Source organism: Pseudomonas sp. Ma2-10 (assembly GCF_054330215.1).
Genome location: NZ_JBTEYL010000013.1, coordinates 61,994 through 85,373 on the forward strand (window position 1 = coordinate 61,994; position 23,380 = coordinate 85,373).

16 protein-coding genes are annotated in these 23,380 nt (G+C 57.6%); 7 read left to right on the forward strand and 9 right to left on the reverse strand.

Annotation, left to right across the window (positions count from 1 at the left end; all coding sequences use genetic code 11):
- Window position 1 precedes the first annotated feature (1 nt).
- Both ACXPVS_RS16820 and ACXPVS_RS16825 read right to left on the reverse strand, forming a co-directional pair.
- Window positions 2-778, reverse strand: coding sequence for an ATP-binding cassette domain-containing protein (locus ACXPVS_RS16820; RefSeq protein ID WP_458510927.1), 777 nt, complete (start codon window positions 776-778; stop codon window positions 2-4).
- Window positions 779-875: 97 nt separating this feature from the next.
- Entirely contained in the window at window positions 876-1,901 is a 1,026-nt protein-coding gene (locus tag ACXPVS_RS16825) for a sugar ABC transporter substrate-binding protein (protein ID WP_458510928.1), read from the reverse strand.
- 175 nt (window positions 1,902-2,076) lie between these two features.
- Between ACXPVS_RS16825 and ACXPVS_RS16830 the strand changes: the two genes are divergently transcribed.
- Window positions 2,077-3,186 (forward strand): Gfo/Idh/MocA family protein, encoded by a 1,110-nt coding sequence (locus ACXPVS_RS16830; protein ID WP_458510929.1) that lies wholly within the window; start codon window positions 2,077-2,079, stop codon window positions 3,184-3,186.
- A gap of 119 nt (window positions 3,187-3,305) precedes the next feature.
- On the opposite strand, the gene ACXPVS_RS16835 is transcribed toward ACXPVS_RS16830, so the two are convergent.
- Entirely contained in the window at window positions 3,306-4,709 is a 1,404-nt protein-coding gene (locus tag ACXPVS_RS16835; RefSeq protein ID WP_458510930.1) for an NAD(P)/FAD-dependent oxidoreductase, read from the reverse strand.
- 50 nt (window positions 4,710-4,759) lie between these two features.
- Complete coding sequence (locus ACXPVS_RS16840; protein WP_458510931.1) at window positions 4,760-5,575, reverse strand: helix-turn-helix domain-containing protein; 816 nt, start codon at window positions 5,573-5,575, stop codon at window positions 4,760-4,762.
- Between the two features lie 263 nt (window positions 5,576-5,838).
- On the opposite strand from ACXPVS_RS16840, the gene ACXPVS_RS16845 reads away from it, so the two are divergent.
- Window positions 5,839-6,111 (forward strand): DUF1652 domain-containing protein, encoded by a 273-nt coding sequence (locus tag ACXPVS_RS16845; protein WP_458510932.1) that lies wholly within the window; start codon window positions 5,839-5,841, stop codon window positions 6,109-6,111.
- A gap of 66 nt (window positions 6,112-6,177) precedes the next feature.
- On the opposite strand, the gene ACXPVS_RS16850 is transcribed toward ACXPVS_RS16845, so the two are convergent.
- Window positions 6,178-8,652, reverse strand: coding sequence for a UvrD-helicase domain-containing protein (locus ACXPVS_RS16850; protein ID WP_458510933.1), 2,475 nt, complete (start codon window positions 8,650-8,652; stop codon window positions 6,178-6,180).
- Between the two features lie 280 nt (window positions 8,653-8,932).
- Between ACXPVS_RS16850 and ACXPVS_RS16855 the strand changes: the two genes are divergently transcribed.
- Window positions 8,933-9,628: a pirin family protein gene (locus ACXPVS_RS16855; RefSeq protein WP_458510934.1), complete on the forward strand. Its 696-nt coding sequence runs from the start codon at window positions 8,933-8,935 to the stop codon at window positions 9,626-9,628.
- 61 nt (window positions 9,629-9,689) lie between these two features.
- Here ACXPVS_RS16855 and pgm read toward each other — a convergent pair whose 3' ends face one another.
- The 4 genes from pgm to ACXPVS_RS16875 form a co-directional block, all read right to left on the reverse strand.
- Complete coding sequence (gene pgm, locus ACXPVS_RS16860) at window positions 9,690-11,336, reverse strand: phosphoglucomutase (alpha-D-glucose-1,6-bisphosphate-dependent) (protein WP_458510935.1); 1,647 nt, start codon at window positions 11,334-11,336, stop codon at window positions 9,690-9,692.
- A 111-nt stretch (window positions 11,337-11,447) separates the two neighbouring features.
- Window positions 11,448-12,848 carry an aminotransferase-like domain-containing protein gene (locus ACXPVS_RS16865; protein ID WP_458510936.1) on the reverse strand — a complete coding sequence of 467 codons (1,401 nt, stop codon included), beginning with the start codon at window positions 12,846-12,848 and terminating at the stop codon, window positions 11,448-11,450.
- Between the two features lie 67 nt (window positions 12,849-12,915).
- Window positions 12,916-14,406 (reverse strand): hypothetical protein, encoded by a 1,491-nt coding sequence (locus tag ACXPVS_RS16870; RefSeq protein ID WP_458510937.1) that lies wholly within the window; start codon window positions 14,404-14,406, stop codon window positions 12,916-12,918.
- Between the two features lie 576 nt (window positions 14,407-14,982).
- Window positions 14,983-16,005: a zinc-dependent alcohol dehydrogenase family protein gene (locus ACXPVS_RS16875; protein ID WP_458510938.1), complete on the reverse strand. Its 1,023-nt coding sequence runs from the start codon at window positions 16,003-16,005 to the stop codon at window positions 14,983-14,985.
- A gap of 268 nt (window positions 16,006-16,273) precedes the next feature.
- Between ACXPVS_RS16875 and ACXPVS_RS16880 the strand changes: the two genes are divergently transcribed.
- From ACXPVS_RS16880 to ACXPVS_RS16895, 4 genes are all read left to right on the forward strand, one after another.
- Window positions 16,274-17,191, forward strand: a complete 918-nt coding sequence (locus tag ACXPVS_RS16880; RefSeq protein ID WP_458510939.1) for a LysR family transcriptional regulator — start codon at window positions 16,274-16,276, stop codon at window positions 17,189-17,191.
- Between the two features lie 227 nt (window positions 17,192-17,418).
- Complete coding sequence (gene mexE / locus ACXPVS_RS16885) at window positions 17,419-18,672, forward strand: multidrug efflux RND transporter periplasmic adaptor subunit MexE (protein ID WP_458510940.1); 1,254 nt, start codon at window positions 17,419-17,421, stop codon at window positions 18,670-18,672.
- A gap of 12 nt (window positions 18,673-18,684) precedes the next feature.
- Window positions 18,685-21,867, forward strand: coding sequence for an efflux RND transporter permease subunit (locus ACXPVS_RS16890; protein WP_458510941.1), 3,183 nt, complete (start codon window positions 18,685-18,687; stop codon window positions 21,865-21,867).
- Window positions 21,864-23,285: an efflux transporter outer membrane subunit gene (locus ACXPVS_RS16895; protein WP_458510942.1), complete on the forward strand. Its 1,422-nt coding sequence runs from the start codon at window positions 21,864-21,866 to the stop codon at window positions 23,283-23,285. Before ACXPVS_RS16890 ends, ACXPVS_RS16895 begins: the two co-directional genes overlap by 4 nt.
- The last annotated feature ends 95 nt before the right edge of the window (window positions 23,286-23,380 follow it).

A 23,380-nucleotide genomic window follows, 5' to 3' on the forward strand; every position in this document is an offset into this window, starting at 1 on the left:
CCTAAACAGGAAGTTGGATTGGGGCAGTGGCAGCAGTCTTCATTTCACCGGTGATGATAATGTTGGCCAACTCCTCTTTGCTGATTGCCGACGTCGCAACCTCGCCGACCTTTCGACCGTTTTTCATAATCACGCAGCGGTCGCACACTTCCATCACGTCGTGCATATTGTGAGTGACATAAATGATTGCCATGCCACGCGCCCGCAACTCTTTCACCAGCGCCAGCACTTTGCGGGTCTGGGCTACACCGAGCGCAGCCGTCGGTTCATCCATGATGATCACACGGCAATCGGCGTTGACCGCTTTGGCGATGGCGACAGATTGCCGTTGACCTCCGGACAAGTCCTTGACCATGGCATCGACGCTAGGCAAATCGACGGCAAGTTCCACCAGCAGCTCAGTGGCTCGGCGTCGCATGCGTGCAGTATCGAAAACAGACAGGCCCGGGAAAATCGATTTACGCAGCTCCTGCCCTAGGTACAGATTGGCCACAACGCTGAGGTTGTCGCAAAGCGCAAGATCCTGGAACACCGTCTGGATGCCGGCCTCAAGGGCGGCCTTGGGTGTAGGAAATTCGATTTTTTCACCCGTTAATAGGATCTCGCCCTCCTCAGGAATATAGGTACCAGAAATGACTTTGATCAGCGTCGACTTACCTGCACCGTTATCACCCAGCAAAGCAACAACTTCGCCGGCATTGAATTCGATAGAAACATCGTCGAGCGCGAATAGCGCACCAAATTGCTTACGCACGTTGCGAATTGAAAGAAGTGGCATGCATTCCTCCTATCTTGGATAGTGTTTTTATTAATCGGATCTTAGTTGCTCAGCAGCTAAACGTTGCTCGCCATGCATTGTTTGCAATTAAAGCAACTTAGCCCTTCGGCAGACCTGTCCGCATAGCGTAATCTTCAACATTTTCTGGCGTCACCAGCAACATACCGGAATCGATAAGTTCGGGAAAATCCGAAGACTGCTTTTCGCCCGACATCAACTGTGCCACTATCTCGACCGCTTCGCTGCCCATTACATCGGGGTACAAAGAAATAGTGCCTGACATCTTGTGATCCCTGATCTGTGTCACCGCTTCGGCAACGCCATCAAAACCAACTATCTTGACCTCTAACAATTTTTTGGCTTGGACGAGATCACCTTTCGATTTTGCTTTTTTTGCCGACCGCTCAAGAACTTGGCGAGCGCCTAGAGCCATCATGTCGGATGCGGCAAAAATAAGATCGATATCCGGATGGGCAATAATAATCGCCTCGGTAGCTTGTACCCCACCCGGCAATGTCCAATGTCCAGTAATGGAACTCGCCAGATTAATCTCAGGATATTTCTTGAGCGCGTCATGAAAGCCTTGCTTGCGCTGCGCCGCTGTTGTGCCGCCAGGCTCACCTTCCAGCATCGCAACTTTGCCTTTCTCATTGATCAGTTTGGCGCTGAAATCGGCAGCGGCTCCCGCCGCCTTGATATTGTTACCCTGGATCAACGTGACATGGCCATCTCCGTCTGTACTAGAGTCAACCAATACAACAAAAATGCCTGCTTGCTTTGCCTTACGCACCACATTACCTAAACCTCGTGCGACCGTCGGCGCCAACACAATACCGCCAAACTCGCCACGGGCGATCAGCGCTTCGATAATGTTGATCTGATCTAATACCGCCACATCGCTGCTTGAACTAAAACGTTCGGTAGAGATACCGAGCGCTGCTGCCGTACGTTCCGCAGCTTCAGCAATCTTGATTTGAAAAACATCATTAATGAGTGTCTTTGGCAGGATGGCGATCTTCTTGCCCGGACCCACGATAGCGCCAAGCACGCCACCACATGCCAGTACAGCGCTGGCTCCTAGCACGATCTGTCCAAAACGGCGGCGCGAGAATCCTGTATTCATGTCTGCCTCTTTTTATTAGTTGCCCTTCAAGCGAGGTGCATTGGGCTCAGCACAGAATCATCGACAACATTGTCAACAATTTATTTGACATTTGCTCGTAACCTCATCATGTTGCGTTTGCAGCACAAAGACGCGCTATGCGCACCATACAAAAACAAAATATGGAAAAAACACGATGATCAGAATTGGCTTAATAGGCGCGGGTTTTATCGGCCAGATGCACGCATTGGCTTTCCGTAATGCCGCGATGGCAAGCTGGTCGCCCAAAATAGATATCAGTTTGGTCGCCCTGGCAGATCAGAATATCGAACTCGCCGCAGAAGCCCAGAAACGCTATGGATTTGAACGCATCACGACTGACTGGCGTGAAGTGGCAGGCGCCGCAGATATCGATCTGTTGATCAACTGCGGGCCCAATCATCTTCACGCAGAACCGTCGATTGCGGCGGCCAAAGCCGGCAAGGCGGTATTTTGTGAAAAGCCGCTGGCTGGCTCCGCCGATCAGGCTTATCAATTGTGGAAAGGAGTCGAAGCAACCGAGGCCACCGCAATGTGCGCCTTCATGCATAGATCAATCCCTGCGCTCAATCTCGCACGAGAAATGATCAAGTCGGGCGAGCTTGGTGAAATTCGTCATTTCCGCTCCCGCTTTTTACTCAATATGGTGACTGGCGATCCTTTGTCTTGGCGCTTCAGTCGTTCGCAAGCAGGCCTTGGTGCACTGGGCGACCTTGGATCACACCACATAGATCAAGCGCGTTTCCTGGTGGGTGAAGTGAGCTCGGTAGCCGCCATGACCAACACATGGACCAAAGACCCGGCCGGCAAAGTGATTGACGTGAATGACGACTCCTTCGTATGTGTTGCCCAGTTGGACAATGGCGCCAGCGCCTCGTTCGAAGCCTCGCGAGTAGCCAGCGCGCATAATCTTGGTGGCTTCATTGAAATTGACGGGAGTAAGCGTTCAATCGCATTTCATATGGAGCGCCTGAACGAACTCGTTATTTATGAACCAAAACGCGGTTCGCGCACGCAGATGGTCACTCAAGCGGATCATCCCTACAGTGATTTCTGGTTGCCTATCGGCATCCAAGGCCAGCATCCACTCGGCTGGAACGAGTGTTTTGCCCATCAAGCTCGACATATGCTCGAAGCGATAGCAGCAGGCAAGCTAATTGCTCCGCGCGCAACTTTTGAGGATGGGTATCGGGTAGCCGAAATTGTGGAGACGATTGCCCGCTCGGCACAATCACGCTCATTTGAGACCGTTAACTTTCGCTCGTGAAAGGGCTGTGTTTCACCCGTCCTTGTTTGCCATGACGAACAAACATCGAGATATGTCGCACCACATCGGCTGAAAAAAAGGACTTACAAATGTCGGTCTTTGGATAAAGAGCGCACCGTTTACCGCATGAAACCTTCCATGAAGCCGGCAATGCCGCTGGCGAGTTTGCGACGCCATGGTGCGGTGGCCGGGTTGGCCAGGGTCTGGTCTTCATGGGCGAAGCTGCGGATGATCGCGTTGTAACCCAGCCAGCGGCAGGGCTCCGGCTCCCAGGCCCTGAGCGCGTCGAGCCCGCCCTGGATGACCCACGGTTGGCGCACCAGTTCGGTGTCGCGCTGCAGAATCAGGTCGGCCAGAGTCCGGCCACCCAGGTTGCTGGCACCGACGCCCTCCCCGCCATAGCCACCCGACAAGGCGGTGCCGCTGGCCTGATCGCACAGCATGTGCGGCTTGAAACGCCGGGACATCCCCAGATTGCCGCCCCAGGCATGGGTAACCCGTACGTGCTTGAGCTGCGGGAAGAGTTCGCCAAACAGATAACGCCGCAGCTCCACTTCGCTGGTGGTCAAGTCGAAGTCATGGCGCAACTTGGCAGCAAACTGATAACCGCCCCGCGCGCCGAACACCAGCCGGTTGTCAGCCGTGCGCTGACCGTAAGTGACTTGGCGACTGCTTTCGCTGAAGGCCTGGCCGCGACTCAGGCCGATTTCATCCCACGTGGCAGCGGATAGCGGCTCGGTGGCCACTATCAAGCTTTGCACCGGCAGCTGATAACGCCCCAAAGGAGGCAAGGTGACCGAGTAACCTTCCACCGCCGGCACGATCCAACGGCTGCGGACCGACGCTTTCGCCGTGCGCAGGCCACCCGGCTGCCACTGGGTGACCGGGCTTTTTTCGTAGATCCTGACGCCCATTTTCTCCACCGTCCGCGCCAGACCTCGCACCAACTTTGCCGGGTGAATGGTCGCGACGTGCGGTGCATAGATACCGCCATAAGGTTTGGCGACTCTGATCTGTTGCGCCAACTGCGCGGGGCTGAGCCAGCGGTAGTCGCTTTCGGTCAATCCCTGGCGATAGAGGGTGTCGAGATAGTGCCGAAGGCTGGCTTCCTGTTCCGGATAGCGGGCAGCGCAATACAGCGCCCCGCCTTTGCGGTAATCGCAGTCGATGTTTTCGCGTTCGAGGACCCTACCGACTTCATCCGGAATGCCGTGCAGCAAATCAAAAGAAGCCCGGCGCTGTTCGGGCGGCAAATCGGCGAGCAAGCGGTCTTCGCCCAGCACATTGCCCATCATCCAGCCGCCGTTACGCCCCGAGGCGCCAAAACCGGCGGTTTGCGCTTCAACGATGGCTATATTCAGGTCAGGCGCCAGGCGCTTGAGGTAGTACGCCGTCCAGAGCCCGGTGTATCCCGCGCCAATGATAGCGACGTCGACGTCCAGATCCTGTTCCAGCGCCGGACGCGCCAATAATGGCTCGTCGAGCTGATCCATCCACAAACTGATAGTGCGCCACGCCGGCATGTAAGACTCCGCCACTCAATCTTCGATAGTGTCGATCCTAGTGCGTAGCCTTAAAGGCTGTCTTGCGCGCGTGCACGCAAAGAAATTTGTTTTACGTAGGCCTTGGGCGACTGGCCAGTGTGCTGACGGAAGCAGCTATAAAACGCCGACAGCGAATTGAACCCGGCGGCAAACGCCAGTTCGTCGATACGCAGTGGCGGCGTGGCGTTATTCAGTGCCGTGAGCACATGCTGCAGACGCGCCTGGTTGACGTATCGATAGAAGCTCTGGCCCAGTACCTGATTCAGCAGGTAGGAAATCTGATTGCGGCTATATCCGCACTCCTTCGCCACCCGTTGCAGGTCGAGTTCGGGATCGAGGTAAGGTTGTTGGCGCTGAAAATACTGCAGCAAGTCTTCAGCCATGAAACTCAGCTGACGCACAGACAGTCCGAGTCGACTGACCGCCGGGCGTTGACTGCTGGCAACTTTGCTGACGGGCTGTTCACGCACCAGCGAGGCATATTCGTTGACCCGCCAGATCAGTCCGTCACGAACGGTAATCGCCTCGCCGGTCCGGAATGACACAAGGCCTTCACCGCCGCGAAGGGTGATGCGGTACTGAATGAACGCCGTGTTGCCGTCCAGACGAATGCGGTCCGAATGTTCCAAGGCTTCGTCGGGATCGCGGGGCATGCTGCTGCGCACGTACTCACGTAATTCGCACAGTTCCATCACACGGTTCTGAAAAAAATCGCTGTACTGAATCTCTGGGTGATAGAGCGCCATCACCCCGTCCAGATCCCGGTGCTTCCAGCGCAAGTGATAACGCATCACCGTGTCCCCTGTGGCCTGGGTTTGCAGCGGACCATCATCATCGGCGTGCATAAAGGACTCGGCGAGAAAAAGCCGAGCTTGCCGAAATTTCGTCTCAGCTTCAATGACCAACCAGTAGTGGCAAACTGCCGAATACTGACCGCTCCCGTGACCGGCATCAAAAAAACTGAACCAATCGCTAAACGGCCTGAAAAATCCACATTGTTTTCACATCTGGATGCTACTTTTAAAGGCAGTCACTGGTTGAGCCATTGAAGGCTCTTCCCTCCTAACATGAGCTAAAGGAAGCGCTCGATGAACAAGGCGGGCTACATATGAATAAAGGGTTCAGTAAAGTCACCTTTCCAAACGCCTGCCAGCTGATGCGCTGGCATTTTCATCCCATGGGTTTCGAGGCGAGCATGGATGCGCCGGGCAGCATGATTGCCCGTCTATTTGACCGTGCCAGTGGCGAGACCCTGATCGCCATCGCCGGCATTCCTTGCGCGACGGTCATGAATGCTGCGGATGTAGAACGAATAATCGAAGCGGTGGAAGACGAGCTTGAGGCTTTCATTCCACCCACCGCCCTCAGGAGCTATGCCTGAAGGCTGAACACTCAACAAAAAGCCCACGACAAGTGGGCTTTTTTGTGCGCGACGATCTTTAAAGGTTCACGCCGATGTCTTGCCCTGTCGGTGATCGGCAAAGAACACTTTGCCTTTGCCGATCCGATCGGAAGCTTTAGGCTGGTTGGTTGCCTGGGTGTCTTGCCCATCGACATACCAATAGCAATGACTCACCGCCCGAGTGATGCCGACGTAAGCCAGTCGCAGGATCTCGTCTTTCTGTGCGCTGTCATACGCTTCGCTGTCGCCTGTCTTGCCAAGACCCGCCATGCGGTAGACCTGGTTCTTGTACGGAGAACGGGTCAGGTGCTGACAATCACCCAGCAGGAACACGGCGTCTGCCTGAAGTCCCTTGGCGCTGTGATAAGTCAGCTGTTTAAGCCGGCGAGCTTCGTACGGCAAGCTAGAATCAACATTAACTACAGACTTAATATGATCTTCTATCAATAACTTATCGCTACTTTTTCGATAAAGCATCAAGATTGAATCGCCTTTTCCGTAGTGTTCCATCAGGCGTTTAGCCATGCCCTGATCGTCACGATCGAGAACGTTAACTGGCAGCAAAGCCTTCGGCTCGCCACTGGCCTTGGCCTTCTTGCCTGCGATCGCCGGTGCCGCACGAACGATGTGTTCGGCGGCATCGATGATGTGCTGATGGCTGCGATAGTTGTCGCTCAGCATCACCTTGGTCGTGCTCGGCGAAGGGAATTCCTTGTTGAATTCCATGAAGTACGTCGGCGAACTGCCCCGCCAGCCATAAATGGATTGCCAGTCATCGCCGACACAGAGCAACGACGAACGCTGTGCGCCGCGCCCCACGTGCATGGCCGGGCCGCGACTGCGGATCTCCGTCAGGCTTGCGCGAATCCAGGAAACGATCTGCGGCGATACGTCCTGGAATTCGTCGATCATCAAGTGCGACATCGGCCTGAGCAGTTCATCGCTCAGCAGCTTGAGGTTCTGCGGCGAATGTTCGCTGAACAAGGCGAACATCCGGTTGTAGGTCATCACGGGGGGTTTTTGATCGAGCAGATGATCTTCCAGCGCTCGCCAGTACAGGCTCAAGGCCTCGAAGAAAAACCGGTCGGGGTCGTCCTTGGCAAAACTCATTTGGCCCACGGCCTGGGGTACATCCAGGCCAAGATTCTCGATAAAACCGGCGGCAGCGACAAAACAGTCCAGTAGCGGAGCCGCGCTGAGCTCGCCCTTGACCTTGTAATCGAAGCCAGGCCCAGCACTGGCATCGCCTCCCAGAGAGGCCAGTACCCGCGTTGATGACTCGTAACTATCCAGCCATATCAATGATTTACGACAGAAAGCTTGAAACAGAGTGCGCTTTACCGCCCATTCCGCGCGCACGCTCAATTTGGCATTGGGGCGGCTGACCTGCGGGTTTTCCCGGGGATCGAACCCCAGCACCACCCAAGCGTCCAGGCTCGGAATATAGCCATGACAATGAAATGTTGAGCCGTTGATATCGAACGTCTGACGCTTCGGCTCAATACCTTTGATTGGCCAGGCACCCGCGCGAAACCACAAATCTTCGATAGCGTCGCAGAGCTCTTCATCACGCTTGGCGGCCAGTTCGGTCACGGCCATGCGCTTCTGCACGTCCGGATGATCGCGCTCCAGCTCCTTGAGTTGCAGCGCGTGACGGGACAATGGCTTGATCAATTCGCGAAAGCGCTCATTGCGGGTGTGCAGGCTGTGATAGCAAGTGTTGAGTTGCTGGCGCTGGGCGTCGTTGATGCGCAGGTCGAAAGGATTGCTGTCGACCTCCTCATCGCCGCTTTGCGCACGGTGACTGAGGTTTTCGAAGGCTTGCAGCCGCTCGAAGCCCGGTAGGCTGCGAACCATCGGCAGGATTCGTGAATGGAAGGTGCGCACCAGATCACGCGCCTCTCTGAAACTGAGCGACCGGCCCCAGAGTGCAAATAGCTCGATCAGCTTTTTGATGAAGTCTTTGCGCGACTCACGGGTAAAGGTGACCACTGTCATCGAACTCAGCTCGAACCCCAGATAATGGGTGAGCAGCAAAATACGCAACACCAACGTGGTCGACTTGCCCGCACCCGCGCCGGCAATCACCGAGGTCGAGGGTGTGTCGCTGAAAATCATTTTCCACTGCGCGGTGCTGGGCTGGGCGTGCGGTGGCAGCAGTCGAGCGACATCGGTCTTCATGCGCTTCTTCAACTCAGCGCTCAATGGCAGACGCCAATCGTCGAACAGATTCTCGTCAACGTTGGGCGGCCGGTGTTCGGTCGAGCGCGAGTCTCGGATCAACAGTACCTGCCGGCCTTCCTCCAACCCTTCAAGTTTGCCTTCCTTATAGCCGTAATCCACCCCGGCGCTGTGCCCGCTGCGAAAGCCGTCGGCCTGGCCGTGCAGCCAGGATGCCCGGTGTTGTGCGCGCAGACGCGTCAGGCCGTGACCAAAGAACCGCGCGGCCAGACGCTTGAGTAGCGGCATCTCGGCCAGGGGACGAAGTTCAGGAGGTAGATCGGGGGTGTGTTGCGGCACGCGGACTGACTCCAGGGTGTGAGGCTGTTGAGAGCTATGGTGTCTGCATTTGCCGTTCAGTTCTAGTGAAATGCTTACAGGTCATTGGCTTATGCGATGAAGTGAAGGTTGGGTGAGAATCTTTTGAGGCTGTTTGACATTAAATTATTCGATTGTATTGAGGCGATTTTTACGCTTTTTATCGATGAATTCCTGATGGATGATGCTCGCCATCAACCACCGGTTCGCGTTTCGTGGCTCAGGCGCCCTGCCCCATGACGAACCTTTTCAGGAGACGATCATGCTTGAACTCAGACCTTTCAGATCCCTGGGCGGCGCCAACCATGGCTGGTTGGATGCTCATCACCACTTTTCGTTCGCCCAATACCATGACCCAAAACGCATGAACTGGGGCAACTTGCGGGTGTGGAACGACGACGTAATTGCCTCTGGCACCGGGTTCCCGAAACACCCGCACCGGGACATGGAGATCATCACTTATGTCCGTGAAGGCGCAATCACTCACGAAGATAACCTGGGTAACAAGGGTCGCACCGAAGCGGGCGACGTTCAGGTCATGAGCGCCGGCACCGGGATCGCCCACAGTGAGTACAACCTGGAAGCGACCGAGACCCGAATCTTCCAGATCTGGATCATCCCGAACGAATCCGGTTTGGCACCGTCCTGGGGCGCCAAGCCTTTTCCGAAAGGCCAGCGCGAAGGTTTCGTAACACTGGCGAGCGGTAAGGCTGGCGACGATCAAAGCCTGCGGATTCGAGCCGATGCACGACTGGTGGCGGCGAACCTGAAGGCCGGTGAATCCGCCGAGTATCGCCTGGACAATGGCCGTCGCGCCTATCTGGTGCCGGCCACCGGCGTCATTGAAGTCAATGGCTTGCGTGCACAAGCTCGAGACGGTATTGCGGTTGCCAATGAGCAGGTCTTGCGGGTGACCGCCATCGAAGACAGTGAAATCGTCCTGGTGGACCTGGCTTGATCTTCTAAATACGTGTCAAAAAAGGGGCGACCGTCATGGCCGCCCCTTTTTACATTCTGGATTACTTCGCCGAGATCGCGCCGTCCACCAGTGTTTGCGCTTCTGCCACCAATTGCTTGAGGTGTACGTCACTGACGAAGCTTTCAGCGTAGATCTTGTAGATGTCTTCAGTGCCCGATGGACGCGCCGCGAACCAGCCATTCTCGGTCATGACTTTCAGGCCACCGATCGCCTGGTCGTTACCCGGTGCGTGACTGAGGATGCTCTGGATTGCTTCGCCCGCCAGTTGGGTCGAGGTGACCTGGTCCGGCGACAATTTGCTCAGCAGTGCCTTCTGCTCAGGGTTGGCCTTGGCATCGACGCGCACCGAGAAAGGTTCGCCCAGTTCATCGGTCAAGGCGCGATAGGCCTGACTTGGGTCGCGGCCGGTGCGGGCGGTCATTTCTGCGGCCAGCAATGCCGGGGTCAAGCCATCCTTGTCGGTGCACCAGACGCTGCCATCCTTGCGCAGGAACGAAGCACCGGCGCTTTCTTCGCCACCAAAGCCTAGAGAGCCGTCGAACAGGCCGTCAGCAAACCACTTGAAGCCGACCGGCACTTCGTACAGGCGACGACCCAAACGTTTTGCCACCCGATCGATCAAGCCGCTGCTGACCACGGTTTTACCCACGGCCGCATCGGCGCGCCATTGCGGGCGGTTCTGGAACAGGTAATCGATCGTTACGGCGAGGTAGTTGTTCGGCGCGAGCAAACCACCGGACGGGGTCACGATGCCATGGCGATCGTGGTCCGGGTCGCACGCGAAGGCTACGTCGAAACGCTCTTTCAGACCAATAAGGCCCTGCATGGCGTGAGTGGACGATGGGTCCATGCGGATCTGACCATCCCAGTCGACCGTCATGAAGCGGAAGGTTGGGTCGACCTGTTTGTTGACCACTTCCAGATCCAGACGGTAATGCTCGGCAATTGCCGGCCAGTAGCGCACCCCGGCTCCACCCAGCGGATCGACGCCCAGACGCAGCTTGGCATCACGGATGGCGTCGAAGTCGATCACGTTGATCAGGTCGGCGACGTAGGTATTGAGATAATCGTGACGATGGGTCGTGCCGACCTTCAGCGCTTGCTCGTAGCTGATGCGTTTGACGCCGGCGAGCTTGTTGCTCAGCAGTTCGTTGGCCTTGGCTTCGATCCACTTGGTGATGTGGGTATCGGCCGGGCCACCATTGGTAGGGTTGTATTTGTAGCCGCCGCTTTGCGGCGGATTGTGGGACGGCGTGATGACAATGCCGTCCGCCAGGCCGGACGTGCGTGTGCGGTTGTAGCAGAGAATGGCGTGGGAAATGGCCGGTGTCGGGGTGTACTCGTCACCTTCGGCGATCATCACTGTCACACCGTTGGCGGCCAGCACTTCAAGGGCGCTGGCGCCGGCCGGGGTCGACAGCGCATGAGTGTCGATGCCGACGAACAGCGGGCCATCGATGCCCTGGGCTTCGCGGTACAGGCAGATCGCCTGGCTGATCGCCAGAACGTGCCATTCATTGAAACTCAAGTCGAACGAGCTGCCTCGGTGCCCGGATGTGCCAAAAGCCACACGCTGGGTCGAGATGGCGGCATCGGGCTGGCCGGTGTAATAGGCCGTTACCAGTCGCGGGATGTCGACCAACAGTTCTACCGGTGCCGGTTTGCCCGCAAAAGGACTGAGTGTCATGCAAAACCTCTGAAGTAGAAGGGTTCAGGAATAGGAACGCAGTTTACTGGCAGTTTGACCGCAACGCGATGGGATCGATCCATGAGTGCCACGCAAGGTGTGCGGCGCCGTTCAATCGATCGACTCCAGACGCAAGGCGTCCCCTAACAAACCCATTGCCGCGGCAAGGTCGTGATCACCGCCGAAGGTGTGACTCAGGCGCAAGTGTTGCGCATGCAAGCCCTGGAGACTGAACAGCTCTCCCGGTGCGATCACCACCTGGTGCTTGAGCAGGCGCTGGAACACTCGACGTACATCGACCCGGCGCAGCGAACGTACCCAGATGGTTGCACCGCCCTGGGGTTCGACAAAGTGCAAGGCATCGCCCAGACGATCCTGCAACAGTTGCGTCATCTGCACCTTGCGGTCCTTGAGCATCCGCCGTAGTACCTGAAGATGTTGATCGACACGTCCGTTGCTGTACAAACGAGCGATGGCTTTCTGGCGAATCGGTGACAAGCGGAACGAACGCAGTAGAAAGTGCCGTTGCAGCTCGGCCCTGAAATGCCGCGACAGCAGATAGCCGTATGGCGCCTCCGGTCCGATGATTTTCTCGAAGGTGGAAAACACGATCAGCCGATCAGGGTCCAGCAAGTCACGAAACCGCTGGCCGTACGGTTCGAATCCGAGTTCGCCGTAGCAGTCGTTTTCCAACACCCAACTGCCATGTCGCTCTAGCAACTGCGCGACGACTTGTCGGTTGTCGTCGGGTGCCAGGCTGCCTCGCGGCATGTTCAGCCCGGATGAAACCATCACCAGCCGCACCGGCTCGGTCTCCAGCAGTTCCTTGAGCCATTCGACGTCCAGGCCACCGCCGGATTGCACCGCCAGCTCGATCACTCGCACCTGCGCAGCCTGGAACAACCGCAGAATCGCCCAGTCGCACGGCGACTCGACCAACACCGTGGCGTCCTTGAGATTCAATACAGCGATCAGTATTTCCAGCACCCCACGCAGGTCGGCGCCAATATAGACATCGTCGGCATGCCAGCGGCGCAGCGGCGAGGTGGTGTAGCGCGCTGCCAGCGCAATGCGCAGCTCCAGTTCGCCGCAAGGTTGCGATGTCGGTTGCGGCTGACGCGGATACTGACGCAGCAGTTCTCGTTCCAGCAGTAACAACGGACTGTCGAGGGGTTGCAACAACGCCGGTTCATCGGCGCTCAAGACCAGCATTCCGGGACGTCTGGCGTTGACATAAACGGTTTCGAGCAGGTCGTTGCCACTGCTGAGCGTGCTGATGTAGGACACTGGTAACGCGTAATACCCGGACTTGGCCACCGAATAAACGCGCCCTTCCTTCTCCAACAGCGAATAAGCGTACTGAATGGTCGAGATCGACACGCTCAGACGCTCCGCCAACTGTCGCAACGAAGGCAGACGGACTCGCGTGTCACTGACCGGTTCGTTGATCAGGTTCGTCAGATACCGGTACACCGCCTGATATGCAAAGTCAGTTTCTCGTGGCCCTTTCATGGGCAAGGGCCGAATGCCGTATGAGCGTCATCATGCATCGTCAAGAAATCTGTCAAGCCACGCACTTTCAGCGCCCCGCAGACCATTCATCCGCCACCGCCGCGTCAACGTCATCGTCGGCGGCTTTGGCTTGCAAACCCGCGCCGCCGAGTGTCGGGGTACCTGCCCTACCCTCATTCGCATTCACCGGCCCCATGCGGTAAAGCTTGCCGATCAAGCTGACCGCCAATCCGCTGACATCGGTCATCCACTGCACAATCTGCTCAGGCACCGGGTTGCCCTGCATTGCCCGGTGCAAATCCGGCATCGCCACGAGCATGCCGGGGTGGCACTGGCGCAGAAAACGCTCAAGCGCCGCGCCATTCTCGACGAAAGGTGAAAAGAGCAAGCACACCAGTTGAGCCTCGCTCAGACCAAGATTTTTTTGAGCCTCGGCCGCTGCCAACCCGCGCTGCTCGGCCAGCGTTGCCGGATTGCCGAACGCCTCTACCGCTTGCTCGCACAACCGTTCCGCCAGTGGTTTGCGCCGCATCATCACCAATGCCCGTTGCAGGTACTCGGCGACACCCGTCTCGTAGTCGCGGCCGAGCACGAAGCACGACTGCAGCCCCCGTAGGTGTGCAGAGATGGAAAGGCTGACGTACTCGTTGTCGCTGAGCTGAGCCGCCAGTTCGTCAGGTTGAAAACCGAGAAACTCTGTGAGCAGCGGCCAACGTTCTTCCAGGTTGCTGACCAGCATGTCGTAAATGTCGATGTACGTAGCGCGACGACAGGCTTCAAATCGTTCGGCCGGACGCCACGCAACCTGGCCATGCTCAGCATAAAAAGCGCGGTAGCAGTCGCTGCCCAGTTCATCGAGCACCGCGAAAAGTTCCTCGTAGCCGGTTTCGTGATGATTCGAAGTCTTGAGCCCGACCTTGGCGGCAGCACGCTTCAACCCGGCAAGAAACTGCTTCTGCTGACAAAGTGAGTCGCTGCTGATCAATGCATCGACCCCGCTGTCCCAACGCGCTATTTGCCCATAGAACTCGCCGGTGGCCAGATACCCGTCGTCCCACAAATCAAGCGGCCCGTTCCAAGTGCGACAATGGCCCACCATCAAAAAATTGAGCCGATTCGACTCACGGCCACCTTCGGAGATCGGCGTCAGATGGTTGAACGGCAGGACTTCCCGGTTATCAACCATCAACACTTCGACCCGAGGATCGTCGTAGAGGAACAAGGCGCTGTAGCTGCGATGGATGTTTTCCAGGGCCGTCGAGCTTGCTCCATTCAAGCGCAACGAAGCCACTCGCAACTGGAATGTCGCTGGAGCCCGACCGGCGATACTCAGCTGTGCAGCGCGCAGCAGCGCCAGGGTGTAACAACTGTCGCGGGACCCGGACTGAATCGCCAGTACCTTGTAATCGCCAATACGCCCCATGCCCCCGGCGGCCACCACCAGTCGCTGAATCATCAACTGCAATGCCGTGCGCTCGGCGCGCGAGAAGAAACTCAGCAATCGCTGAAGCACTTGCTGATAGACATAATTCATCGCTTGGTCATGGATGTTGGTCATCTTTATTTACCTGATGCTTGTAAGTTCGATATCACGCCAACAACGACACGCATTGCGCAATGGGTTGCTTGCCACGATTGAAGTACTGGAGATTATTGCTAAATGCTAGCACTTAAGCTTTTAGTAATTATTTGAAATAACTGAAAGTCTCCCCTGCTCCAGCCAGCGGAGGGTGGTCGCGAGCCCCAGCAGAATCGGCCTCTAAGGGCTGCAAGTGACATCCTAGGAAATGTCCGACAGCGTCCCACAGACAATTAGCACAAGAAATAGAGAAAGAAGTCACCCATGTTTTTTTGGCAACTGCGCAACAACGAACTATTGGTCGGATAGGTATTAACAGTGTGTATAGAAAAGTATCAAGCCGATACCCAGCCATGACTCATTCCTTGAGATGAAAGTAATCATTCAATTATCAAGGCTTATATGATGATTAGAAGATACAGATTGAGAGCAAAAACCAGTTCAGTTGCTGAACTGGCCCATCGAGGGGCAATGGGACGTCTCATTTTGGCAGGTGCTGAAACCTGAAGAGTCCGTGGGGGCACGGACTCTTGCAGAGGGGCTCACATGAAGGACTTATGCAGGTTCGACCTGGAGGGCGACCCGTTCGCGGCATGGACATTCGTCCATGTAGCGGTGCGCTTCGACAAACTCGGCAAACGGGAAGACCCGAGTCTTGAGCGGCAACAGAACGCGATCGGCAGTCAACTGGTTGATGTCGCGCAACGCGCGCTGCAGTGCGACCTGGTCCTGGACGATGCCCAGTTCCGGCTTGCCGGTGAAGTTGCCGATGCAGTGCACAAAGAACTGAATGTTCTTCTGGAACGCTGCGCAGGCCGGGAATGGTGTCTGGTTGCCACCTTGCAGACCGTACAGCACCAGGCTCCCGCGAGGAGCAAGCACATCGCCAAGCAACGACATTTGTGGACCGCCGAGACCGTCGAACACAACGTCCACGCCACGGTTGTCAGTGATCTTGTTGATCTGCATCAGCAGATCCTGCTCTTCGGTGACGATGACTTTCTCGGCACCCAGGGACAGCAGATTCTCACGCTCTTCGGCCGTCTTGGTCGCGGCAATGACTCGGATACCCAGAGCCTTGCCCAGTTGTACAAAGGACGGACCGGCACAGTGGCTGGCGTCGGTCACCAGGGCGAATTGCCCGGGTTTGACCCGTGCCAGATCGACATAAGCGAAGTAAGCGATCAGCAGCGGCGTGTAATGCACGCTGGCTTCGATCGGGCTGAGCACGTCCGGGTAACGGGTAAGTGCCGAGCGCGGCAGAACGATCTGTTCGCCGTAGACCGGATAATCGTTGGGGCTTTCAGCCGGGAAGCTGGCGACCTTGTCGCCGACGGCCAGATCATCGACGCCCTCGCCGACCGCCGTCACGACGCCAGACATTTCATGGCCAAGGCCTGAAGGCAGGCGAGCGTGGGACGGGGCCAGGTTCTGACGCCAGAGAATGTCGTACCAGCTGATGCCAATCGCCTCGACGCGCACCTGCACTTCGCCCGGCGCAGGGAGAGCGGCCGCATGCTCTTCGCATTTGAGCACCTCGGCTGGACCAAACTTGTGAAAACGGATCGTGCGGGACATCGCAAACCTCGTCAAAGAAACCTCTAATGCCCTGAACTCTATCTGGGCTTTCTACCCAAGACTATCAGTGGCTATTAATAGTCGACATGCCTGTCATTGATTCCGTAGCGCCGGCGACATCGTCAAATGCCGTGAAAACCGAAGCAGCCTTTTCAGGAAAAATGAATTACTCGGTGCAGAGTAGCAGCCTTTCCCCGTAATATTCATGCCGGCCATTGTTCTCATATGGCCGCTCTCGTCAAGCTTGATGACTCTGCCAGGACTCCAGATGAATCGTAATGACCTGCGTCGTGTCGACCTGAACCTGTTGATCGTTTTCGAAACATTGATGCACGAACGCAGTGTGACCCGCGCTGCGGAGAAATTGTTCCTCGGCCAGCCGGCCATCAGTGCGGCGCTCTCGCGCCTGCGCGGGCTGTTCGATGATCCGTTGTTCGTGCGTACCGGTCGCAGCATGGAACCGTCCGCCCGGGCGGTGGAAATCTTCGCCCTGCTCTCTCCCGCGCTGGATTCGATTTCCACCGCGGTCAGCCGTGCGGCGGAATTCGACCCGGCCACCAGCACCGCGGTGTTTCGCATCGGCCTGTCGGACGATGTCGAGTTCGCGTTGCTGCCGATGCTGCTCAAGCGCCTGCGCGCCGAATCACCGGGGATTGTGTTGGTGGTGCGTCGGGCCAACTACATCCTGATGCCGAGCCTGCTGGCCTCGGGCGAAATTTCCATCGGCGTCAGCTACACCGCCGACCTGCCGGCCAACGCCAAGCGCAAATTACTGCGTCGCAGCATGCCAAAACTGTTGCGGGCCGACACGGTGCCGGGGCCGTTGAGCCTGGATGACTTCTGCGCACGTCCTCATGCGCTGGTGTCGTTCGCCGGTGACCTGAGCGGCTTTATAGATGAAGAGCTGGAAAAGCTCGGACGCAAACGACATGTGGTGCTCGCTGTGCCGCAGTTTAACGGACTCAGCACGCTCATCAGCGGGACCGATATCGTCGCGACCGTGCCGGATTACACGGCTGAAGCGTTGACGGCGGCCGGCGGTGTGCGGGCTGAAGACCCGCCGTTGCCGGTGCGCAGTTTTGAATTGCACATGGTCTGGCGCGGGTCGCAGGATAATGATCCGGGCGAGCGCTGGTTAAGATCGCGGATTCAAATGTTTTTTGGGGATCCTGAGAGTTTGGCTTGATCAAAAGCGGTGTGTAGGGACCTCTTGTGCAGAGGTCCTTTGCACGTCCTGCAACACTGAATTGTCATCAACTCGATTGATAACAGCCTAATAAAAGGTGCAGGCTAGTGAGCTTGCCTGGGCCTTATATCATTCCGAATGATAGTTACTTTTGGCTCATTCAATTCGTGCGATACATTCTCGCCGAGCATCATCCGCCCATTCTCAATACATTGGCGGATGCATCCATGGAACAATCACTCAAACACTTGCGCTTCCCTGTGGCCCTGTTGGCCGTGCTGGTGATGAGCGCCTGCGGCAAAACTCCGGACACGGCCGCCACTATGCCCGCAGCCAAGGTCAGTGTGGCCAAGGTGCTGGAACAACCGGTTAACGAGTGGGACGAATTCACTGGGCGCCTCGAAGCGCCGGAAACCGTAGAAATTCGTCCACGGGTCTCTGGTCAGATCGATGAAGTGGCCTTCACTGAAGGCGCTTTGGTCAAGAAAGGCGACCTGTTGTTCCAGATCGACCCGCGTCCTTTCCAGGCCGAGGTTCGCCGCCTCCAAGCGCTGGTTGGCCAGTCCCGCGCCAACGCTACTCGCAGCGAAAACGAATCCCGGCGCGGTGAGCGTTTGCGCACCAGCAACGCGATTTCCGCCGAGTTGGCTGATTCGCGCACCAGCGCTGCTCAAGAAGCCCGCGCCGCCGTCGGTGCCCTCCAGGCGCAACTGGACCTGGCCAAACTGAATCTGAGCTTTACCCGTGTCACCGCGCCGATCAGTGGTCGCGCCAGCCGCGCGGAAATCACCGCCGGCAACCTGGTGACCGCCGATACCACTGCGCTGACCAGCGTGGTGTCCACCGACAAGGTCTACGCCTACTTCGACGCCGACGAGCGCGTGTTCCTCAAATACAACCAGCTCGCTCGCCAGGGTAAACGTGGTGCTACCACGCCGGTGTACCTCGGCCTTTCCAACGAAGACGGCAACCCACACCTGGGCGTGATGAACTTCATCGACAACCAGGTCAACCCGAAAACCGGCACCATCCGCGGTCGTGCCGTGTTCGACAACAGCGACGGCGCCTACACCCCAGGTTTGTATGCACGTTTGAAACTGGTCGGCAGCGGCACCTATTCCGCGGTGCTGATCAACGACGAGGCGGTCGGTACCGATCTGGGTAAAAAATTCGTGCTGGTAATGGATGCCGACAACAACACGGTGTATCGCTCGGTCGAACTGGGTCCGAAGATCGAAGGTTTGCGCATCGTGCGCAGCGGCCTGAACAAGGACGACACCGTTATCGTCAAGGGGCTGCAACGGGTTCGCCCCGGATCGCCGGTCACCCCTGAAATGATCCCGATGGCCAGCGAGCAAACCCTCGCCGCTCTGGCACAACAACGACAAGCGCTGGAAGCCAGCAACCTGCCCCAAGTCGCACCTGCCAAGGTCGCGCCGGGTTCGATTGTGAAACTGACTGCTGCGACTCCACGCGGTTAAGGGATCTCTACGATGAATTTTTCCCAATTCTTCATTTCACGGCCGATCTTTGCAGCGGTACTTTCGCTGCTGATCCTGATCGCCGGCGCCATCTCGCTGTTCCAGTTGCCGATCAGCGAGTACCCGGAAGTGGTTCCGCCGACCGTTGTGGTTCGTGCGAACTTCCCGGGTGCCAACCCTAAAGTCATCGGTGAAACCGTGGCCGCTCCATTGGAGCAGGCCATCACCGGTGTCGAGAACATGCTGTACATGTCCTCGCAGTCCACCGCTGACGGCAAAATCACTCTGACCATCACCTTTGCGCTGGGCACTGACCTGGACAACGCACAGGTACAGGTGCAGAACCGAGTGACCCGCACCGAGCCGAAACTTCCAGAAGAAGTGACGCGCATCGGTATCACCGTGGACAAGGCTTCGCCCGACCTGACCATGGTTGTGCACTTGACCTCGCCGGACAAACGCTACGACATGCTCTACCTGTCCAACTACGCCTTGCTGAACATCAAGGATGAGCTGGCACGTCTGGGCGGTGTCGGTGATGTGCAGCTATTCGGCATGGGCGATTACTCGCTGCGGGTTTGGCTCGATCCAAACAAGACCGCTTCACGCAACCTGACCGCCACCGACGTCGTGACCGCAATCCGTGAACAAAACCGTCAGGTGGCTGCCGGGGCACTGGGTGCGCCGCCTGCACCAACTGCCACCGCGTTCCAGCTATCGGTCAACACGCAAGGCCGCCTGGTTTCTGAAGAAGAGTTCGAGAACATCATCGTTCGCGCCGGCGACAACGGTGAAATCACGCGTCTGAAAGACATCGCTCGCATTGAGTTGGGTTCCAGCCAATACGCTTTGCGTTCACTGCTGAACAACCAACCGGCAGTGGCGATCCCGATCTTCCAGCGCCCTGGTTCCAACGCTATCGAAATCTCCAACGACGTGCGCGACAAGATGGCGGAGCTGAAAAAGAACTTCCCCGAAGGCATGGACTTCAGCATCGTCTATGACCCGACGATTTTCGTGCGCGGCTCTATCGAGGCGGTGGCTCACACCCTCTTCGAAGCGCTGATCCTCGTTGTTCTGGTGGTGATCCTGTTCCTGCAAACCTGGCGCGCCTCGATCATTCCATTGGTGGCGGTCCCGGTTTCGCTGATCGGTACGTTTGCCGTAATGCACCTGTTCGGCTTCTCGCTGAACGCCCTGTCACTGTTCGGCCTGGTGTTGGCCATCGGCATCGTGGTGGATGACGCCATCGTGGTGGTGGAAAACGTCGAGCGAAACATCGGACTGGGGCTTACGCCGGTCGAAGCGACCAAGCGTGCAATGCGTGAAGTGACTGGTCCGATCATCGCAACGGCGCTGGTGCTGTGTGCGGTGTTTATCCCGGCAGCTTTTATCTCCGGACTCACCGGGCAGTTCTACAAGCAGTTCGCCCTGACCATTGCGATTTCGACCGTGATCTCGGCGTTCAACTCGCTGACCCTGTCGCCTGCCCTGGCGGCGGTGTTGCTCAAAAGCAATGACGCGCCGAAGGACCGTTTCTCCAAGGTGCTCGACACGCTCTTTGGTGGCTGGCTGTTCCGTCCGTTCAACCGCTTCTTCGACAAGGCCAGCCACGGTTATGTCGGCACCGTGGCCCGGGTTATCCGCAGCAGCGGTATCGCCCTGCTGCTTTACGCAGGCCTGATGGTGCTGACCTTCTTCGGCTTCGCCAACACCCCGACCGGTTTCGTCCCCGGCCAGGACAAGCAATACCTGGTGGCGTTCGCTCAACTGCCAGATGCGGCGAGCCTGGACCGTACCGAAGAGGTGATCAAACGCATGTCCGACCTGGCCCTGAAACAACCGGGCGTGGAAAGTGCGGTGGCCTTCCCGGGCCTGTCGATCAACGGTTTCACCAACAGTTCTAACGCCGGCATCGTGTTCGTCACCCTGAAACCGTTCGACGAGCGTAAAGACCCAAGCATGTCCGCCGGCGCGATTGCCGGTGCGTTGAACGGCCAGTTCGCCGGGATTCAGGAAGCCTACATGGCGATCTTCCCGCCGCCACCGGTACAAGGCCTGGGCACCATCGGTGGTTTCCGCCTGCAAATCGAAGACCGGGGCAACCTGGGCTACGACGAGCTGTACAAAGAAACCATGAACATCATCAACAAAAGCCACAACGTGCCGGAACTGGCCGCCCTGTTCACCAGTTACACCGTGAACGTGCCGCAAGTCGATGCCGCCATCGACCGGGAAAAAGCCAAGACCCACGGCGTGGCCGTCAGCGACATCTTCGACACCCTGCAGATCTACCTGGGCTCGCTGTATGCCAACGACTTCAACCGCTTTGGGCGCACTTATCAGGTCAATGTTCAGGCTGAACAGCAGTTCCGTCTCGAACCAGACCAGATCGGTCAGCTGAAAGTGCGTAACAACAGGGGCGAGATGATCCCGCTGGCGACCTTCATCAAAGTCAGTGACACCTCGGGTCCGGACCGCGTGATGCACTATAACGGCTTCATCACCGCTGAAATCAACGGTGCGGCAGCCCCCGGCTATAGCTCCGGCCAGGCCGAAAAAGCCATCGAGAAACTGCTCAAGGAAGAACTTCCGAATGGAATGACCTACGAATGGACTGACCTGACCTACCAGCAGATTCTGTCCGGCAACACCGCGCTGTTTGTGTTCCCGCTCTGCGTATTGCTGGCGTTCCTGGTGCTCGCGGCCCAGTACGAAAGCTGGAGCCTGCCACTGGCGGTGATCCTGATCGTACCGATGACCTTGCTGTCAGCCATTACCGGTGTGATTGCTTCGGGAGGCGACAACAACATCTTCACCCAGATCGGCTTGATCGTACTGGTGGGGCTTGCCTGTAAGAACGCGATTCTGATCGTCGAGTTTGCCAAGGACAAACAGCAGGATGAGGGCATGAGCCCGCTCGACGCGGTGCTCGAAGCGTGCCGCCTGCGTCTGCGGCCGATCCTGATGACGTCCTTCGCATTCATCATGGGTGTTGTGCCTCTGGTCTTCTCCAGCGGTGCCGGTGCCGAAATGCGCCATGCCATGGGTGTGGCGGTGTTCTCGGGGATGCTCGGAGTGACCTTCTTCGGTCTGTTGCTGACGCCAGTGTTCTACGTACTGATTCGTAACTTTGTGAAGCGCGGTGAAAAGCGCAAAGCGGCCAAGGCCCTGAAACTGGAGGCGCAACAATGAGCCTGAAAGCCTTCCTGCCGAGCTTGTTGGTACTGGCCCTGAGTGCCTGTGCCGTCGGCCCGGACTACAAGACACCCGCCACTGAGCCGGCCAACATCGCGACCGCCACCGATGGCAGCGCCGGTCAGAAGAACTTCGATCGTTCGCGTTTCGAAGGCATCTGGTGGCAGCAGTTCGAAGATCCGACCCTCAACCAGTTGGTGACTCAATCGCTGCAAGGCAACCGTGATTTGCGCGTAGCCTTCGCTCGCTGGAAAACGGCGCGGGCAATTCGCGATGATGTCAGCAATGACGCCATGCCAACCATCACCAGCCGAGCCAGCAGTGACCTGGCCAAGGGGCAGATCCCGGGGCAGACCACCAAGCGGGTCAATAGCGAACGCTATGACCTGGGCCTGGACATGGCGTGGGAGATCGACCTGTTTGGCCGTATCCAGCGCAACCTGGAATCTGCCGACGCCGAACAGCAAGCGCTCGAAGCCGATCTGTACCAACTGCAAGTCTCGATGATTGCCGAACTGGTGGACGCCTACGGTCAACTGCGCGGTGCGCAACTGCGGGAGAAGATCGCCCTGGCCAACCTGAATAACCAGCAGGAATCGAGCAAGATTACTGTCAGCCTGCGTGATGCCGGTGTTGGCGATCAGCTCGATGTAGTTCGCGCTGACGCACGCCTGGCGTCCGTCGAAGCCAGCGTGCCGCAATTGCAGGCCGAACAGGTACGGCAGAAAAACCGCATCGCGACCCTGTTGGGTGAACGTCCGAACACGCTGACCGTCGACCTGAGCCCAAAAGACTTGCCTGCGATCGCCAAGGCCCTCCCGATCGGCGATCCGGGTGAACTGCTGCAACGTCGCCCGGACATTCTCAGCGCCGAGCGCAAACTGGCCTCCGCCACCGCCCGTATCGGTGTGGCCAAGGCTGATTTGTTCCCACGGGTCAGCCTAAGTGGTTTCCTTGGTTTCACCGCCGGGCGCGGTTCGCAAATCGGTTCCTCGGCGGCCAACGCCTGGGCACTGGGCCCAAGCATTACCTGGGCGGCTTTCGATCTTGGCAGCGTGCGCGCCCGCCTACGTGGTGCCGATGCGGATGCCGAAGGCGCCCTGGCGGCCTACGAGCAGCAAGTGCTGTTGGCGTTGGAAGAGTCAGAAAACGCCTTTAGCGATTACGGCAAACGTCAGCAGCGCTTGATCTCGCTGATTCGTCAGAGCGAATCCAGCCGTGCAGCGGCCGACCTCGCCGAAATTCGCTACCGCGAAGGCGCGGCGGACTTCCTCGTGCTGCTCGACGCCCAGCGCGAGCGCCTGGCGGCTGAAGACACTCAGGCCCAGGCCGAAGTCGATCTGTATCGCGGCATTGTCGCGATTTACAAAGCGCTGGGCGGTGGCTGGCAACCCGAGACAGTCGCCAGCAAATAATGTTTTAACGAGCTCCTTTGGTTGGCCGCAACCAACCAACTCCTTTGCCCTGCGCCTCATTCGGTCGCGGGGTTTTTTTTGGGCTCTTCACGGAA